Raw genomic sequence first — 14,746 nt, 5'->3', positions numbered from 1 at the left:
CCTGATTTGCGCACATCCGGAAAATGGGAGGTGAACGATGAAAGCTGTTGTATTTCATGGCGTCGGGGACATCCGCCTGGACGATGTTCCCGAGCCAACCATTCAAGCGCCGACCGATGCCATTGTCAGGCTGACCGCGTCGGCCATTTGCGGCACCGATCTGCATTTCATTCGCGGCAGTGCGCCGGACATGCAGCCCGGCACGATCCTTGGGCACGAGGGCGTGGGGATTGTCGAAGCGCTCGGTGAAGACGTGCGCAACCTCAAGGTTGGCGATCGCGTGCTGATTCCCTCGACCATTGCCTGCGGCAACTGCTCGTACTGCCGCGCCGGTTATTTCGCCCAGTGCGACGTGGCCAACCCCAACGGTAAAACCGCTGGCACGTCATTTTTTGGCGGGCCGAAAACCACCGGACCGTTCGATGGCCTGCAAGCCGAGAAAGCGCGAATCCCGTTCGCCAACATTGGTCTGATCAAGCTGCCGGACGCCATCACCGACGATCAGGCGATTGCCATGTCGGATATCTTTCCCACTGCCTGGTTCGGCGCCGACATGGCGCGGATCAAGGACGGCGACACGGTGGCGGTGTTCGGCTGCGGGCCGGTCGGACTGTTTGCGATTATCAGCGCGAAACTGATGGGCGCCGGCCGGGTGTTCGCCATTGATGGCCTGGAAGATCGCCTCGCTCGCGCGCAGGCTTTGGGTGCCGAGTGCATCAACTTCGAGAAAGAAGATCCAGTTGAAACCATTGCGCGCCTGACTGCTGAAATTGGCGTCGATCGGGTGATCGAAGCCGTGGGCATCGACGCCAACCATTCCCATCACGGCCATCATCATCCTGCGCAGTGGCAACCGGGCGATGCGCCTTCGCAAGCGCTGGAGTGGGCGGTCAAGGCTGTGGCCAAGGCCGGCACGATTTCCATCATCGGCGTCTATCCTGCCGGGTTCGACAGCTTCCCGATCGGTGAGGCAATGAACAAGAACGTGCGCATCAACATGGGCAACTGTCATCACCGCAAATACATTCCCAAGCTGATCGAAATGACCCTCGCCGGGCGCGTCGATCCAGCGAAAGTGCTGACTCAGGACGAGCCTTTGACTGACGCGATTTCGGCGTTCAAGGCGTTTGATCAACATCAATCCGGCTGGATCAAGGTCAAGCTTGAACCGGGTAGCGATACCACTGCTGACAGGAGATCGTCATGAAAAAAATCTGCGTATGTCTGGGGTTCTGCTCGATGTTTCTGTTGAGCGGCTGCTTCGATTCCAACGATGCACCCAACAAGGACGGTGACAAGAGCAAGCCGTCGGTGCAGATGCAGACCGAGAAGCCTGAGGAGGGCAAGTAGCTCCACTTGGCAACAACCTGTGGGAGCGAGCCTGCTCGCGAAGGCGTCAGGTCAGACAACTCTGTGCTGACTGATGCTCCGTCTTCGCGAGCAGGCTCGCTCCCACACTGGTTCAGTTCGAGTAGCGGTATTCCAGCCATGCCCAATACAGTAAAGCCACAGCACTGATCCCGCCTCCGAGAAAACACACCGCCACCCAGCCAGAGTGCGCATAGGTATACGTCGCCGCGATAGCGCCCAAACCACTGCCCATCGAGTAAAAGCACATATACGCACCGACCAGTCGGCTCTGCGCATCGGGCCGTGCGGCGAAGATCAGGCTTTGATTGGTCACGTGCACTGCTTGCACGGCGAAGTCGAGCAGGATCACCCCGACGGCCATCGCCAGCAGCGAACTGTCGACAAATGCGATGGGCAGCCAGGACAGCGTCAGCAGCGCCAGGGCGATGCCGGTGGTGCGATTGCCCAAGCCGCGATCGGCCAGGCGCCCAGCCCGTGTGGCGGCGAGCGCGCCCGCCACTCCGGCCAGTCCGAACAGGCCGATCTGCGTGTGGGACAACGACAGGGGCGGGGCGCTGAGCGGCAGCACCATCGACGTCCACAACACACTGAAGGCGGCGAAGATCAGCAGGGCGAAGATGCCGCGGACGCGCAGTACCCGCTCAGTCAAAAACAATTCCAATACCGAGCGCAGCAGTCGCCAGTAACTGCCCTGTGCGGGCGGTTTTGCCGAGGCGGGCAGGGTGCGCCATAACAGCAGGGCCAAGCCGATCATCATGACTGCCGAGACAAAATACACGCCGCGCCAACCGGCCAGATCAGCCACTACGCCGGAAACGAAACGCGCTAGCAAAATGCCCAGCACCACGCCACCGGTGACGGTGCCCACGGCGGCGCCGCGCTGCTGCGGGCGAGCAAGGCTGGCGGTGCAGGCGACCACCACTTGCACCACCACCGCCAGCAGACCCACCAACATCATGGCGCCGAGCAGCACTCCCCAGCTCTCGGACAGGCCCACGGCACACAGCGCCGTTGCAGACAACAGCAGTTGGCTGACGATGAGTTTCTTGCGATCGAGCAGATCACCCAGCGGCACAATGAACAGCAGCCCGACCGCATACCCGGCTTGCGTGGCCGTGACCACAACGCCGATTGCACCGGGTGTAACCCCGAGGCTGGCGGCCATCGATTCCAGCAATGGCTGCGCGAAGTAAACATTGGCCACCGCCATGGCGCAGGTGATTGCAAAGAGAAAAGTCTGCAAACGACTCAGCCCGGTCGTTGCGCTGTCAGCTGCGGCTTGCGCACTGACCAGGTTTTGCGTCTGACACGGCATCCTTGCTTCCTCGTAGTGTGGTTTTGAATTGAAACCGATACGTTGATCTTTATTCATTCGGGTTGTTAAATGCAACCACATTCAATAGCCGATCCAAGGAATCACATGGCCCGACAACAAACATTGGCACAGAGCGAATGCCCGGTGGCCCGAACCCTCGAAGCCATTGGCGATCGCTGGGCCTTGATGATCATTCGCGATGCGTTCGATGACGTGCGCCGGTTCAGCGAATTCCAGAAACGTCTGGGCCTGGCCAAGAACATCCTCACGGTCAAACTGAAAATGCTCGTTGAGCTCGGCGTGCTGCAGATTCAGCCCGCGTCCGATGGCAGTGCATACAAGGAATACGTGCTCACCGACATGGGCCGCGCGGTGTTCCCCATCGTCGTCAGCCTGCGGCAGTGGGGCGAGCGCTTCCTGTTCGCGGAAGGCGAGGAGCACTCGATTCTGCTCGACAACGAACGGGCCGAGCCCGTTGAAACCATTGTCGTACGCTCCAGAGCCGGTGCCGTGCTGAGCCCGGAGGATTGTCACCGACAGGTTGTCAGGCGCGGGCAGTGAAACCGGGCGGATAGCCGTGGCGCGTATCGATAGCCGCGCCTTCTCGTGACATGTCGGGTCGGCGTCTGGCGGGTTTTTGATCTAGGCTGTTTTCGATCCTCGATCAGCAGCGGTACGCCGTTGCCATATTTCCAGCAACGCGACTACCGGAGTGCCTGATGAGCCTTTCACCTTTCCACCTCGCCATCCCGGTCTACGATCTTGCCGCTTGCCGGCGTTTTTACGGTGAAGTGTTCGGCCTGGAGGAGGGCCGGTCCAGCGCGCAATGGGTCGATTTCAACTTCTACGGCCACCAATTGGTGATCCACGAACAGCCGAAAACGGCTGCCCAGCAAAGCATTAATAGCAACCCGGTAGACGGTCACGACGTACCGGTCCCGCACTTCGGCATCATTTTAGAGTGGGAGCAATGGGAGGCACTGGCCGAGCGACTGAAGTCATTCGGCACGCAATTCGTGATCGAGCCCTACATTCGATTCAAGGGTCAGGTCGGCGAGCAGGCGACCATGTTTCTACTCGATCCCTGCGGCAATGCGCTGGAATTCAAGGCATTCAAGGACATGAGTCAGGTGTTTGCCAAATGATCACAGCGTAGTGATCTGGCCGTTGCGATCGCGCTCGTAAACCTTGTTGGCCTGCAGCTTTTCCTTCAGCCAGCGCTCGGCCGTGCCCAAGGGCCGTTGGCGCGCCCATAACAGGTCGACGCCGATTTGCCAGTCGGTATGCGGGTAGGCCGACAGCTGCAACTCGACCAGGTCGCCATTGCCCAATTCACGCTGGATCAGTTGTCGCGGCAGAGTCGCCCAGCCGAGGCCGGCGCGGACCATTTCCAGCAGGGCCAGATAGCTTTCCGCTTGCCACAGTTGCGTCGAACGCAGGTATTCACTGCTCGGCAGTTTGCTGGCGTGCGCACTGAACGCCAGGCGCCGGTGCACATGCAAATCGTCGAAGGTGACGTTGTCCAGTTTCGCCAACGGATGATCGGGATGGCAGACGTGCAGCATGATCAGTTTGCCCAGTTGCTGGAACGCCAGTTCCCGAGGATAGCCCGGCTGCGAAAACGCCACGCCCAGCACCGCCTCGCCACTGCTGACCAGTTCGCTGACATCGCCGTAGACCGGGTGACGAATGATCAGATCGACAAACGGGAAGGCCTGCTCGAACGCTTGCAGCACCGGCATGATCGGGCCGTATGGCGTTTCAATCGCCAGGGTCAGGCTCGGTTCGACGCTGTCCGAGAGGCAATCGGCGTGGGCCTCGAAGGTCATGCAGCGCTCCAGTACCGCCTCTGCCTGCACCAGCAATTTATGCCCGCTGGCGGTGAGGGCAGGGCTGCGATTGCGGCGGTCGAACAGCTCGACGCCAAGGTCGGTTTCCAGATTGGCGATCGCTGCGCTGATGGTCGATTGCGTCTTGCCCAACTTGCGCCCGGCGGCGGAGAACGAGCCGCTTTTCACCACCTGGACGAACATCAGCAACTGATCGAGTGAAAAGCGCACGCGGTGTACTCCGAGGTTGAGCGAGACGGCGATTGTGCCGCGTCTTTGCCATCGAAAAAAGCGATGGTTGCCAATTTGTTTCATCGTTAAAAACATTCAAGGATGACCCCGCGTCTTCGAACGCCGGGGCCGATTCTTTCTGTGCATCTATCACTGAGCGCCCGCGATTACAACCAACGCTGCCCCTTCAGGAGCTTGTGCCATGACTACACAACGCGTTCACCCGGTCGATGAGGTGTTGCCCCTGCGGCAGTTGGTCACCTTCGGCCTGCAGCATGTTCTGGTGATGTATGCGGGAGCGGTGGCGGTGCCGCTGATTCTGGGCAGTGCGATGGGGCTGACGTCGGCTCAGGTGGTTTTACTGATCAACGCCAACCTGCTGACGTCCGGTGTGGCGACGTTGATTCAGACCCTCGGCTTCTGGAAGTTCGGCGCGCGGTTACCGTTGATTCAGGGCTGCTCGTTCATTGCGCTGGCGCCGATGATCATGATCGGCAAGGAGTTCGGCCTCAGCCAGATCTTTGGGGCGGTGATCGCCGCCGGCTTCCTGACCATCGCACTGGCGCCGGTGTTCAGCCGCTTGCTGCGATTCTTTCCACCCGTGGTGATTGGCAGCCTGATCACCATCATCGGTATTTCACTGATGCCGGCGGCGGCAATCTGGCTGGGTGGCGGTAATCCCGATTCGCCTGACTTCGGTCGCCCGGCCAATCTGCTGCTGGGCCTGGCCACGGTCAGTGTGACGCTGGTGATTTATGCGAAATTCAGCGGTTTCATCGGCAACCTCAGCGTGCTCATCGGCCTGTTTGTCGGCAGCCTGATCGCTGCCGCCTGCGGCATGACGCACTTCAATCGGGTCAGCGAGGCGGCGTGGTTCGAGTTGAGCGCGCCAATGGCGTTCGGTCCGCCGGAATTTTCTCTGGTACCGATTCTGATCATGACCCTGGCGATGCTGGTGATCATGGCCGAGACCACTGGTAACTGCCTGGCCATTGGCAAACTGGTCGGCAAACCCACCACCCAGCAAACCCTCGGCAACGCGTTCCGCGCCGACGGCTTGTCGACCATGCTCGGTGGTCTGTTCAACAGTTTTCCCTACAACGCCTTCACGCAAAACACCGGCCTGATTGCGCTTTCAAGCATCAAGAGCCGCTTCGTCGTCGCGGCCGCTGGCGCAATCATGGTGTTGATGGGCTTGTTCCCCAAGCTCGGCGCGCTGATTGCGGCGGTGCCCACTCCAGTGCTGGGCGGCTGCGCGATCGTCATGTTCGGCATGACCACAGTGGCGGGCATTCAGGAATTGTCACGGGTGCAGTTCGAGGGCACACGCAACGCCATCATTGTTGCGGTGTCGGTCAGCGTCGGCGTCTTGCCAATGTCGTTTCCGGCCCTGTTCGAACACGTCGGCCCGACGCTGAAACTGGTGCTCGATAGCGGCATTTTTCTCGGTGCGATCACCGCCATTCTGCTCAACGTACTGCTCAACAAACAAAAACCATCGACCGACGCCGTCGGCGCTTCCACGGCCGAACTGGCTGACTGACCTTTGTCTTTTCCCACTGCCCAGGAGTTACCCATGAATCAATTCACTCAGCTTGTTCCGGCCGGCGTCAGCGATCTGGACCTGGCATTGCTGCGCCAGACCATTGCCCTGTCGCAGGCGTCGAAACAACGTGGCCGGCACCCGTTTGCGGCGCTGGTGGCGGACCGCGACGGCAAGGTCATTGCCGAAGCGGGCAACAATTCGATGCCGCCGGAAGGTGATCCCACCCAGCATGCCGAACTGGTCGCGGTCGCTGCGGCGGCGAAGCGGTTGTCACCCACGGAGCTGGAGGCGTGCACGCTGTACACCAGCGCCGAACCTTGCTGCATGTGCGCGGGCGCGGTGTATTGGACCGGAGTCGGGCGAGTGGTGTATGCGCTGTCGGAACATGCTTTGCTCGGGCTGACCGGCGATCATCCGGAGAACCCGACGTTCTCGTTGCCGTGTCGCGAAGTGTTTGCCAGAGGGCAGCGCACGGTGAGCGTTTTCGGGCCGATGCTGGAGGAAGAGGCGGCTGAACCGCATAAAGGGTTCTGGTCTTAGTTGTTATGGGTCGTTCCCACGCTCCTGCGTGGGGACGCATCCGCTGACGCTCTGCATCACTTCTACTTCGCCGAAATGACATCCACACATTCCCCAGCGGAATGCCCCCCATGAAATCATTGGATTTTTCTTCTCCACGCTCACCGCGTAGCGTGTCGCAAAGACAAGGAGAACCGCCATGACCCAACCCGCCACTGACGCCGCCGGCAAATTCGACACCTCCCGCGCCAACGAATATGCCCGGCAAAGCCGCATTGCCCTGGCTGGCTACGATGCCTGTCACGACCTGTCGGCCTGCATGCTCGCCGCCAGCCTTGGGCAGTCGCGTCCGGCAAACGTGCTGGTGGTGGGCGCGGGGGGCACTGCGCAGGAAATTATCGCGATGGCCGCGCTGGAGCCGGATTGGCACTTCACTGCGGTTGATCCTTCCAGGCCGATGCTCGATGCTGCGGCCGAACATCTGCGCGCCACTGATCTATTGCACAGAGTCCAGATACATCTCGGTCATGTCGAAGACTTGCCGGCCGACGCATCTTTCGATGCCGCCACCCTGATCGGTGTACTCCATCACCTGGGCGGTGACGAGGCCAAGCAACAAATACTGCGCTCCATTCAGGCCCGCCTCAAACCCGGCGCGCCATTGATCGTGGCCGGCAATCATTACGCTTACGCCAGTCAACCGTTGCTGCTGCAAGCCTGGAGCCAGCGCTGGCGACAGCAGGGCGCAACCGCTGACGAGGTGCAGGCGAAACTCGGGAAGATTTTGCAGGGCGCTGATCCGCCGCACTCGGAGGCGGCGGTGCAGGCCTTGTTACATGGTGCCGGGTTCGGCGATGCAACACGGTTTTTCAGCAGTTTGTTCTGGGGCGCCTGGCTGACGTGCAAGCTCAGCCAGGCGACCCGATTTGCCTAAGCCTCCGTCCAGTCCAGCGCTGCCGTCTCGCGCCATTTCACGTCGGTGATCCCATAGCGCTCGGCCTGGGGTTTGGAAACCACTTTCAACGGTGGTTTACCCGGTTTCGGAATCGGCGCAATACCGGCGTCACAGCTCGCCCAATGCCAAGCGTCGGCGTTGCGCATACTCTTGGCGCGGATGACGAATGATTTTGGCTGGTCGTGATGTTTGTATTCGATGACGAAAATATCGGTGCTACGCATGAGTTCCTCCTTACGCTCATACGTAAATGATTTTGTCCGACAAGAAAAATTCAAAGGATTTTCTCGCCGGATGATCAGCGTCGCTCAGCGCTCTAAAACGCGGTTCTTCATGAAGCCGCGCAGGTTCATCAGGAACAGGCAAAGCTGCAGAACGATCAGCGCGTAAGCCCCGGCATGGACGCCCCAGATCACCCACAGCAAATTGCTCAGACTGAAACAAACGAAGCCGCTCATGCGCCGTTGCGGTTGTTGCGAACCGATCAGCCACGCGGCCAGAACGGTGACCAGCATCGCCGGCCATTGCACCCAATCCAGATATGCCAACGCTCTGTTCTCTGCACAGATTTGTTTGATGCAGAAAGGGTACACAGCAACCGAAGGATGGTCACCGCCCGCGCGGCTCTGCGTAGCAATGGCGGTGAAAAAGGTTTCGCCCGGCAGAAGCCGGGCGAAGATTTCTGGCGCGCAATCAGTAATCCCAAATCGCAGGTATCCAACGGAAAGCAGCACCATTGATCGCGACCCTACCCACCGAAGGGAAGGCCAGATGCGTGGCGACGAACAGCTCGCCGCTGGCGGCGGCTTCCTTGAGCATGCGCACTCGGACTTCCACCGATTTCGCCGGATCGTGTTCGAAACCGTTGTGCCAATCAGGATGATCGAACGCCACCGGGAACAGCGCATCACCGGCGAAGGTCAGGCGCTCGCCGCCGGAGTTGACATAGACCACGCAGTGCCCTGGCGTATGCCCGCCGGTAAGTTTGGCGACCACACCGGGGGCGACCTGACATTCGTCTTCGAAGATCTGCAGCTTGCTTTCATAGTGATCGATGAACGCGTTGGCAGTGCTGCGCAGGACGTCCGGCACTGGCGCCGGCATGTCGGTGTAGGTGAAGTCTGGTGTGGTCCAGAAATTCACTTCGGCGGCGGTGACGTGGATGCGCACGTCTTCACGCAGACGACTTTTCACTGAGTCGACCAGCAGGCCGCCGATGTGGTCCATGTGCATGTGGGTGATGACGATATCGGTGATATCAGCGAGGTCCACCCCGGCAGCGGCCAGGCGCTTGGGAAACTGCCCGGCGCGCGGGAAACCGGGGAACTGGCCACCGAGACCGGCGTCGACGAGGATGACTTGCTCGCCGCTGCGCACCACCAGCACGTTGAGCGCCCAGTCGAACGCATCGGGGCCCAGGTACATTTCCTTGAACCAGGCGGCTCGGTCGGTGGGATCGGCGTTGGTCGACATGGTCTGGGTCGGCAACGGCAGCACGCCATCGCTGATCACCATCACATCGATGTCGCCCAGGCGCAGGGCGTAGCGCGACGGCACCAGTTCTTCGCTCGGGGTTTGCAGGGTCACGGCACGGTTGGCGGTGAAGGAATCCAGATGCAGGGTCATGGTGTTCTCCTTGTTCTCAGGGCAAAAGGGCAGGGGCGGAATCAAGCCACCGGGATCAGTGGGTCGGCAGCCGCGAGGGCGGTGCGACGATCGGCGGCCGGCGGATAGATCCACACAGTGTTGATTTGCGTCTTCAGCTCTTTGGCTTCGGCTCCGACCAGTTTCAGCTGTCGATCCCAGCCCTCGGTGTACACCGCGCCCCAGGCGCCGAGATCCAGGCACGTCACGTATTTCGGCTGGCGGTAAATCGTCGGAGCGACGCCGAGCAGATCGGCGGCGGCGTTGTTGCCGGCGTAGCGACCCAGGCTGATCGCGTGCTGGCAAGACATCGCGGCATAGTTGCCGAGGTCGTCTGTAGCGGCGCGAGCGACATCACCGGCGGCAAAGACGTGATCGATGCCTTGCACCTTGAGATTGCCGTCGACATGCAGGCGACCCTGGCCATCGCGTTCGGCGTCGAGCTGTTCAGTGAGCGGGCTGGCGCGGAAACCCACGGTCCAGATGACGGTGTGGCTTTCAATGTGGCGGCCATCGGCAAGCGTGACGCCGTTGGCATCCACAGCGGCAACGCTGGCGTCGACGATCCATTCGATACCCAATTCATTGGACGCCTCGATGATCGATGGGCGAATGCCATCGCCCATGGTCGCGGCGATGTCCTTGCTGCGATCGACAATGATCACGCGCAGGTCTTGATCCTCACCGAGAATCGCGCGCAGGCGCGCCGGCATTTCCGTCGCGGTTTCGATCCCGGTGAAACCGCCACCGGCGACCACCACGGTGTTGCGGGCAACGCTGGCCGGTTGGTCGGCGAGGGCGATGAGATGACGTTCCAGACGCGCCGAGGATTCGATCTGATCGACATCGAACGCATGCTCCTTGAGCCCTGGAACCGGCGGCCGTGCGAGCTGGCTGCCACTGGCGAGAACCAGCCGGTCGTAGCTCAGTTGACCCGGACGCCCGGCCTCGTCGCGGTAACCGATTCGGCGCGCCTCGGCGTCGATGCTGTCAGCGGTACCTTTGACGAAACGCACGCCCACTGCATCGAGCAACGCGTCGAGCGGCGCGTACATGCTGTGCACGTCCGGCTCGTAGAAACGCGGGCGAATGCGCAGCTCGGCTTGCGGGGCGAGCAGGGTGATATCGACATCCTGACGGGCATGCATATCCAGCAAACGCGCAGCGCTCAGCGCACTCCACAGCCCGCCGAACCCTGCACCGATGACCAATAATTGCTGTTTCATAATGTGCTCCCTGACGCTGATGGATGGATGACACCCGAGCCCGACGCGGACTCTGGCGTGACGATCACTGGCCGCCGCAACTGCTTGCCGTACTGCCTGGCGCTCAATCGTTCGCCGTCGAGAGTCATGCTAGGGCGCGGAGGCTGCGTGCGCAGTTGTCCATCGGTGTGCGGGGGGTACGCATGGGTGGAAGAGGGGTATACGAAGGTATGGGGGGCGAGGTGGGAATATCGGCCAGGTGTTGTTCGAAACGAACATCGCCGCGCAGGGTGCCAGCACGCCTGCACGGCCGATGCCGTTGTTCAGTCGGTGGGCACTACGTTATCCAACGCTTTGTTGACGGCCAATTCTCCTAGCATGACCACCTGCGCGATGCCCAACAGGGTATTGCGCCTTGAGCCTTCCAGCATTCCGGCGAAATCACCGAGCATCACCGTGGCCGAGGCCAGGGATTCGCAGGCGTTGACCAGCAGGGATTCGGTGTCTGATTCCGGGTTGACCATAAACAGGGTGTTGGGACTGTAGGGCGTGGCGTTGATCTTGGTCGGCGCGAGGTAATGGTCGAGCGCGCGCTCGGCGGCGTCGTGCAGTTTTTTTGAATTAAAGGATTCGTAAGGCGATACCGGGTCGGTGACCGGCGGATGGGACGGTGTCTGTGACATCAGCTGAAACTCCGATGAGAGCCGCTTGAGCGTCTGAGTATGGGAATGCCGCGCCACGGCTGTGGCGCGTCCGCTGGCAGTGAGGAAGCATGCCCCCTCCTGCCTGGGTTGCCGGCTAGCTCGACACGCGTCGGCTGTCGAGCACGCGATTGACGATCAGCTCACTCAACATGATCACCTGCTGCAACATCAGCAGCGATCGACGCTGTGGATGGTCGATCACGCCACCGATTTCGCGGGCCATGTCATTGGCGGCGGCCAGCGATTCACAGGCTTCGACGAGCAACGTTTCCTCGTCCACCGTGGGATCGATGAGAAAGATCCTGCCCGGCTGGCGCTTGGGCTTGGTGGTTTTGAGCGTCTGAGGGTCGAGGTAAAAGTTGATGGCACGAGCGGCTGTGTCTTTTATTCGCTGTGGTTCCAGAGCGGGGTCGTACGGGATCGAATCGGCTTCTGGCGGGTTGGGCGTTACTTTGAACATAAATGACTCTCTACCTTGAAGGAATGAAGAGCCGTCACTATCGCTACCAAACGATGGGTGGCGGCCACACGCGGGTTGGTAGACCGGTCAAGATAGTTAACCCCGGCGCTCACGAATGAGCCCCACGCATGGCCACCATAGAGAGCTGAGCCTCGAAATAGAGGCCGCATATGGGGAAGCCGTACAACTATCAAGAAACGGGCTACCAAACCCGATCACTGTTTTGCAGTGACAGGGAAACGATATAGCCCAACCGATAGCTGTGTAAGCCGGCGGATTCTGAAGTACCGGTAGGCAGCGGCGCAAGGCGTTGTAGGCTTTTTGCGGTAAAAGTAGGTGTAATTTAAACGTGATTGCCAAGTCGTGTTTATGCGCTGTACGTGCCTGCTCATCTCACCTCTTTCAGGATGTAGGAGACCCAAATCTGGTTTAAGCCGATTTCAAGGCCGTTGCGCCGTGGAAAGAGGAATATGGCCAAAGGGAGGCGTTGATCAAGCGATCGCTTTCGCGAGCAAGCTCGCTCCCACAAGGGTAACTGCGGTGGGTCAGTTTTTTAGATTCCGCTAGCTTGGAGCGTACGCAGTGCAACCTCGACCCAGGCAACTAACTCGTCCGCCGCAAAGGGTTTACGCAGGCAGGCAACGACATCAGTCGCTCGGGACTTGTCGCAAGGCAAATCTCCGTGATGCGCCGACACGAAAATCACCGGCATCCTCCAGCCTTGCGCCCGCAGAGCATCCAGCATCTGCGAACCACTCATGCCCGGCATCTGCATATCGGAAATCAGACAATCAGTCTGCGCCGGCCCATCCGATTCAAGATAATCCGCCGGCGCCGCATAGCCGAGCACTCGATAACCCGACGCTCGCAGCAGGCTGCTCAGCGACGTGCGCATGGCCTCGTCGTCGTCCACTACTGCAATGACATGCGTCTTGTGCATAACGCTCCCGGGCCGGGTGGCCGAGCTGGTGACTCCTGTCGTTCTTGCACCATACGCTGATGGCCAGCGGGCAAAACTATACGTAGGTATAGCGGTTCAGCCATCGCGGCTGAAGCGACTGCGGTAGTCGCGCGGGGAGATCGACAGGTGGCGCTGGAAGCAGGCGCGCAGGCGTTCTTCATCGTTGAAGCCGCAGAGGCGGGCGATTCGTTCGATTTTGTGCGGGGAGTTTTCCAGTAGGCGTTTGGCCGCTTCGAGTCGGAACAGCTCGAGCGCTTTCGACGGTGTGCGCCCGGTGCGCGCTTTATAGACCCGCGTGAAGTTGCGCAGGCTCATTGCGGCTTGCTCGGCGAGGCGCTCCACCGTCAGATTCGGATCGCCGAGGCGCTCCATGAGCCAAAGGTGCAGATCATCGAACATCGCAGCGTCCTGCGCCTGCGATTGCAGCAGCGTGCTGTATTGCGCCTGGCCGCCGGGGCGTTTGATGTACACCACCAGTTCCCGCGCGACTTGCAACGTCACTTCACGGCCGCAATCGGCCTCGACCAGCGCCAGCGCCAGATCGATCCCGGCGGTGACTCCGGCCGAGGTCCAGACCTTGCCTTGCTGAATGAAGATCGCGTCGGCATCTACCTCGACCGCTGGAAAGCGATCGCGCAAAGCGTCGCACATCGCCCAGTGAGTGGCAGCGCGGCGGGCGTCGAGCAATCCGGCCTGAGCCAGCAGAAACGCACCACTGCACACCGAGACCACGCGGCGGGCGAGGTGAGCATGGTCCTGCAGCCAGTCGCTCAGTTCGCGGTGCTTCTCAAGGGTCTGGCAGATGTCAGGGGCGCCGGGCACGACCAGCGTGTCCAGCGCGGCGGTGTCGAGCGTGGTTAACGCTTGGGAGTCGATGGCCAGCCCTTCGACGGTCTGGATCAAGCCGCCGCTGAGGCTGGCGGTGTGCAGTTGATAACCGGGCTGTCCGCGCTCGGCCAAGGCTTTGCTCGCGGCCCAGAACACGGTTTGCGCACCGCTGAGATCGAGCAGGCTCAGGCGTGGGTAGGCGATGAACACTACGTCGCGCGGAGCCGTTGTAAAAGCGGGATGAGTGGACATCGCGGGCCTGCCTGTTTGCAGCGCTAAAGGCGGGACTGCCTCAGCCTGGCCGATTTTCAGGGGTTTCTGGCCGGCCGGCAATGGCGCTGACTGTTAGCCTGATTGCTGACCGTCCGGCCGGTGTCTGGCTGCGGTGGCCATCCTGAACTAGATTTATTGACCAGCCCAATGCGTGCTGCGATCTCGCCGAGGAGACACAATGACCTTGTGGTCGCATTCCAGCCCTGCGCAGAGTCCCGGCGTGCTCGGCGAGCCAGTGGTGTACGTGGTCGATGACGATGCCTCGATGCGCCAGGCGCTCGACAGCTTGCTGCGCTCGATCGGCCTGCAGGTGCAAACCTTCGACAGCGCCGGAGATTTTCTCGCGCAAGCGCAACGTGAGGTACCCGGTTGCCTGGTGCTCGACGTGCGCCTGCGCGGCGAAAGTGGCCTGACGTTTCAGGAACAGATGGAAAAAAACGGCTTGCGCATCCCCGTGGTGTTCATGACCGGCCACGGCGACATCGCCATGAGCGTCAAGGCGATGAAGGCCGGCGCGGTGGATTTTCTGGCCAAGCCGTTCCGTGATCAGGACATGCTCGACGCCGTGGCCAGTGCGTTGGCTCGCGACCGTGCGCGGCTAGCAGCCGAACACTCCGGCGCCGTTTTGTGTCGGGCTTACCAAACCCTGACCGCACGTGAGCGCGAAGTGCTCGGCTTCGTCATTGCCGGGCTGATGAACAAACAGATTGCCGGACAGCTCAACCTCAGCGAGGTCACGGTCAAGGTCCACCGTGGCCAGGTCATGCGCAAAATGGCCGCACGTTCAGTGGCCGATCTGGTGCGTATCGCAGAAGCGCTGGGCATCGAGCCTGTCCAGCGCAACCCCTGAACGCTGGCGACGTGCAACTCACCGTGCGGCAAAAAACCTGAGCAGTGTCGACGCA

General features: G+C 60.8%; 18 protein-coding genes. 8 read left to right on the top strand and 10 right to left on the bottom strand.

Going from position 1 to position 14,746, the window contains the following annotated elements; all coding sequences use genetic code 11:
* Positions 1–37 precede the first annotated feature (37 nt).
* Entirely contained in the window at positions 38–1,207 is a 1,170-nt protein-coding gene (locus tag KVG85_RS09600; RefSeq protein ID WP_073475215.1) for a zinc-dependent alcohol dehydrogenase, read from the top strand.
* Positions 1,204–1,350, top strand: coding sequence for a hypothetical protein (locus KVG85_RS09595; RefSeq protein ID WP_016774259.1), 147 nt, complete (start codon positions 1,204–1,206; stop codon positions 1,348–1,350). Before KVG85_RS09600 ends, KVG85_RS09595 begins: the two co-directional genes overlap by 4 nt.
* A gap of 112 nt (positions 1,351–1,462) precedes the next feature.
* On the opposite strand, the gene KVG85_RS09590 is transcribed toward KVG85_RS09595, so the two are convergent.
* The gene (locus tag KVG85_RS09590) at positions 1,463–2,686 is read right to left on the bottom strand and encodes an MFS transporter (RefSeq protein ID WP_217863693.1); all 1,224 of its coding nucleotides are present in this window, start codon (positions 2,684–2,686) and stop codon (positions 1,463–1,465) included.
* Between the two features lie 105 nt (positions 2,687–2,791).
* Here KVG85_RS09590 and KVG85_RS09585 point away from each other — a divergent pair, with 105 nt between their 5' ends.
* Both KVG85_RS09585 and KVG85_RS09580 read left to right on the top strand, forming a co-directional pair.
* Positions 2,792–3,247, top strand: a complete 456-nt coding sequence (locus KVG85_RS09585; RefSeq protein ID WP_130888629.1) for a winged helix-turn-helix transcriptional regulator — start codon at positions 2,792–2,794, stop codon at positions 3,245–3,247.
* A gap of 158 nt (positions 3,248–3,405) precedes the next feature.
* A complete protein-coding gene (locus KVG85_RS09580; protein WP_217863692.1) occupies positions 3,406–3,831 on the top strand; it encodes a VOC family protein in 426 nt (141 codons plus the stop codon).
* Here the strand turns inward: KVG85_RS09580 and KVG85_RS09575 are convergent, their stop codons facing one another.
* Entirely contained in the window at positions 3,832–4,746 is a 915-nt protein-coding gene (locus KVG85_RS09575; protein ID WP_217863691.1) for a LysR family transcriptional regulator, read from the bottom strand. It lies immediately after the preceding gene.
* 202 nt (positions 4,747–4,948) lie between these two features.
* On the opposite strand from KVG85_RS09575, the gene KVG85_RS09570 reads away from it, so the two are divergent.
* The 3 genes from KVG85_RS09570 to KVG85_RS09560 all read left to right on the top strand — a co-directional run bounded on the left by KVG85_RS09570 (position 4,949) and on the right by KVG85_RS09560 (position 7,745).
* The gene (locus KVG85_RS09570) at positions 4,949–6,289 is read left to right on the top strand and encodes a nucleobase:cation symporter-2 family protein (protein WP_160768886.1); all 1,341 of its coding nucleotides are present in this window, start codon (positions 4,949–4,951) and stop codon (positions 6,287–6,289) included.
* Positions 6,290–6,322: 33 nt separating this feature from the next.
* Positions 6,323–6,832 carry a nucleoside deaminase gene (locus KVG85_RS09565; protein ID WP_041480581.1) on the top strand — a complete coding sequence of 170 codons (510 nt, stop codon included), beginning with the start codon at positions 6,323–6,325 and terminating at the stop codon, positions 6,830–6,832.
* Positions 6,833–7,010: 178 nt separating this feature from the next.
* Positions 7,011–7,745, top strand: coding sequence for a class I SAM-dependent methyltransferase (locus KVG85_RS09560; RefSeq protein ID WP_217863690.1), 735 nt, complete (start codon positions 7,011–7,013; stop codon positions 7,743–7,745).
* Here KVG85_RS09560 and KVG85_RS09555 read toward each other — a convergent pair.
* From KVG85_RS09555 to KVG85_RS09520, 8 genes are all read right to left on the bottom strand, one after another.
* Positions 7,742–7,990 carry a DUF6555 family protein gene (locus KVG85_RS09555; protein ID WP_016774267.1) on the bottom strand — a complete coding sequence of 83 codons (249 nt, stop codon included), beginning with the start codon at positions 7,988–7,990 and terminating at the stop codon, positions 7,742–7,744. The genes KVG85_RS09560 and KVG85_RS09555 overlap by 4 nt on opposite strands.
* Positions 7,991–8,074: 84 nt before the next feature.
* On the bottom strand, positions 8,075–8,281 hold the full coding sequence (locus KVG85_RS09550; RefSeq protein ID WP_071172028.1) for a hypothetical protein: 207 nt from the start codon (positions 8,279–8,281) through the stop codon (positions 8,075–8,077).
* 178 nt (positions 8,282–8,459) lie between these two features.
* Entirely contained in the window at positions 8,460–9,392 is a 933-nt protein-coding gene (locus tag KVG85_RS09545) for an MBL fold metallo-hydrolase (protein WP_217863689.1), read from the bottom strand.
* Between the two features lie 41 nt (positions 9,393–9,433).
* The gene (locus KVG85_RS09540; protein WP_217863688.1) at positions 9,434–10,636 is read right to left on the bottom strand and encodes an NAD(P)/FAD-dependent oxidoreductase; all 1,203 of its coding nucleotides are present in this window, start codon (positions 10,634–10,636) and stop codon (positions 9,434–9,436) included.
* 302 nt (positions 10,637–10,938) lie between these two features.
* A complete protein-coding gene (locus KVG85_RS09535; protein WP_217863687.1) occupies positions 10,939–11,298 on the bottom strand; it encodes a DUF6124 family protein in 360 nt (119 codons plus the stop codon).
* 115 nt (positions 11,299–11,413) lie between these two features.
* Positions 11,414–11,779, bottom strand: a complete 366-nt coding sequence (locus KVG85_RS09530) for a DUF6124 family protein (protein WP_217863686.1) — start codon at positions 11,777–11,779, stop codon at positions 11,414–11,416.
* Positions 11,780–12,332: 553 nt separating this feature from the next.
* Positions 12,333–12,719, bottom strand: a complete 387-nt coding sequence (locus tag KVG85_RS09525) for a response regulator transcription factor (RefSeq protein WP_217863685.1) — start codon at positions 12,717–12,719, stop codon at positions 12,333–12,335.
* Positions 12,720–12,815: 96 nt separating this feature from the next.
* On the bottom strand, positions 12,816–13,820 hold the full coding sequence (locus KVG85_RS09520) for a GlxA family transcriptional regulator (RefSeq protein WP_217863684.1): 1,005 nt from the start codon (positions 13,818–13,820) through the stop codon (positions 12,816–12,818).
* A 199-nt stretch (positions 13,821–14,019) separates the two neighbouring features.
* On the opposite strand from KVG85_RS09520, the gene KVG85_RS09515 reads away from it, so the two are divergent.
* On the top strand, positions 14,020–14,691 hold the full coding sequence (locus KVG85_RS09515) for a response regulator transcription factor (protein WP_016774275.1): 672 nt from the start codon (positions 14,020–14,022) through the stop codon (positions 14,689–14,691).
* Positions 14,692–14,746 lie beyond the last annotated feature (55 nt).

The sequence above is a fragment of the Pseudomonas triticicola genome (assembly GCF_019145375.1).
GTDB classification, from domain to species: Bacteria; Pseudomonadota; Gammaproteobacteria; order Pseudomonadales; family Pseudomonadaceae; genus Aquipseudomonas; species Aquipseudomonas triticicola.
The sequence above is the reverse complement of the archived record's forward strand: the minus strand, read 5'-3'. Positions and strand labels throughout refer to the sequence as shown.

What these genes read in the sequence shown, in the direction of transcription:
- KVG85_RS09600 (WP_073475215.1), top strand. Translation starts at nt 38, where the DNA reads ATGAAAGCTGTTGTATTTCATGGCGTCGGGGACATCCGCCTGGACGAT.
- KVG85_RS09595 (WP_016774259.1), top strand. Translation starts at nt 1,204, where the DNA reads ATGAAAAAAATCTGCGTATGTCTGGGGTTCTGCTCGATGTTTCTGTTG.
- KVG85_RS09590 (WP_217863693.1), bottom strand. Translation starts at nt 2,686, where the DNA reads ATGCCGTGTCAGACGCAAAACCTGGTCAGTGCGCAAGCCGCAGCTGAC.
- KVG85_RS09585 (WP_130888629.1), top strand. Translation starts at nt 2,792, where the DNA reads ATGGCCCGACAACAAACATTGGCACAGAGCGAATGCCCGGTGGCCCGA.
- KVG85_RS09580 (WP_217863692.1), top strand. Translation starts at nt 3,406, where the DNA reads ATGAGCCTTTCACCTTTCCACCTCGCCATCCCGGTCTACGATCTTGCC.
- KVG85_RS09570 (WP_160768886.1), top strand. Translation starts at nt 4,949, where the DNA reads ATGACTACACAACGCGTTCACCCGGTCGATGAGGTGTTGCCCCTGCGG.
- KVG85_RS09565 (WP_041480581.1), top strand. Translation starts at nt 6,323, where the DNA reads ATGAATCAATTCACTCAGCTTGTTCCGGCCGGCGTCAGCGATCTGGAC.
- KVG85_RS09560 (WP_217863690.1), top strand. Translation starts at nt 7,011, where the DNA reads ATGACCCAACCCGCCACTGACGCCGCCGGCAAATTCGACACCTCCCGC.
- KVG85_RS09555 (WP_016774267.1), bottom strand. Translation starts at nt 7,990, where the DNA reads ATGCGTAGCACCGATATTTTCGTCATCGAATACAAACATCACGACCAG.
- KVG85_RS09550 (WP_071172028.1), bottom strand. Translation starts at nt 8,281, where the DNA reads ATGCTGGTCACCGTTCTGGCCGCGTGGCTGATCGGTTCGCAACAACCG.
- KVG85_RS09545 (WP_217863689.1), bottom strand. Translation starts at nt 9,392, where the DNA reads ATGACCCTGCATCTGGATTCCTTCACCGCCAACCGTGCCGTGACCCTG.
- KVG85_RS09540 (WP_217863688.1), bottom strand. Translation starts at nt 10,636, where the DNA reads ATGAAACAGCAATTATTGGTCATCGGTGCAGGGTTCGGCGGGCTGTGG.
- KVG85_RS09535 (WP_217863687.1), bottom strand. Translation starts at nt 11,298, where the DNA reads ATGTCACAGACACCGTCCCATCCGCCGGTCACCGACCCGGTATCGCCT.
- KVG85_RS09530 (WP_217863686.1), bottom strand. Translation starts at nt 11,779, where the DNA reads ATGTTCAAAGTAACGCCCAACCCGCCAGAAGCCGATTCGATCCCGTAC.
- KVG85_RS09525 (WP_217863685.1), bottom strand. Translation starts at nt 12,719, where the DNA reads ATGCACAAGACGCATGTCATTGCAGTAGTGGACGACGACGAGGCCATG.
- KVG85_RS09520 (WP_217863684.1), bottom strand. Translation starts at nt 13,820, where the DNA reads ATGTCCACTCATCCCGCTTTTACAACGGCTCCGCGCGACGTAGTGTTC.
- KVG85_RS09515 (WP_016774275.1), top strand. Translation starts at nt 14,020, where the DNA reads ATGACCTTGTGGTCGCATTCCAGCCCTGCGCAGAGTCCCGGCGTGCTC.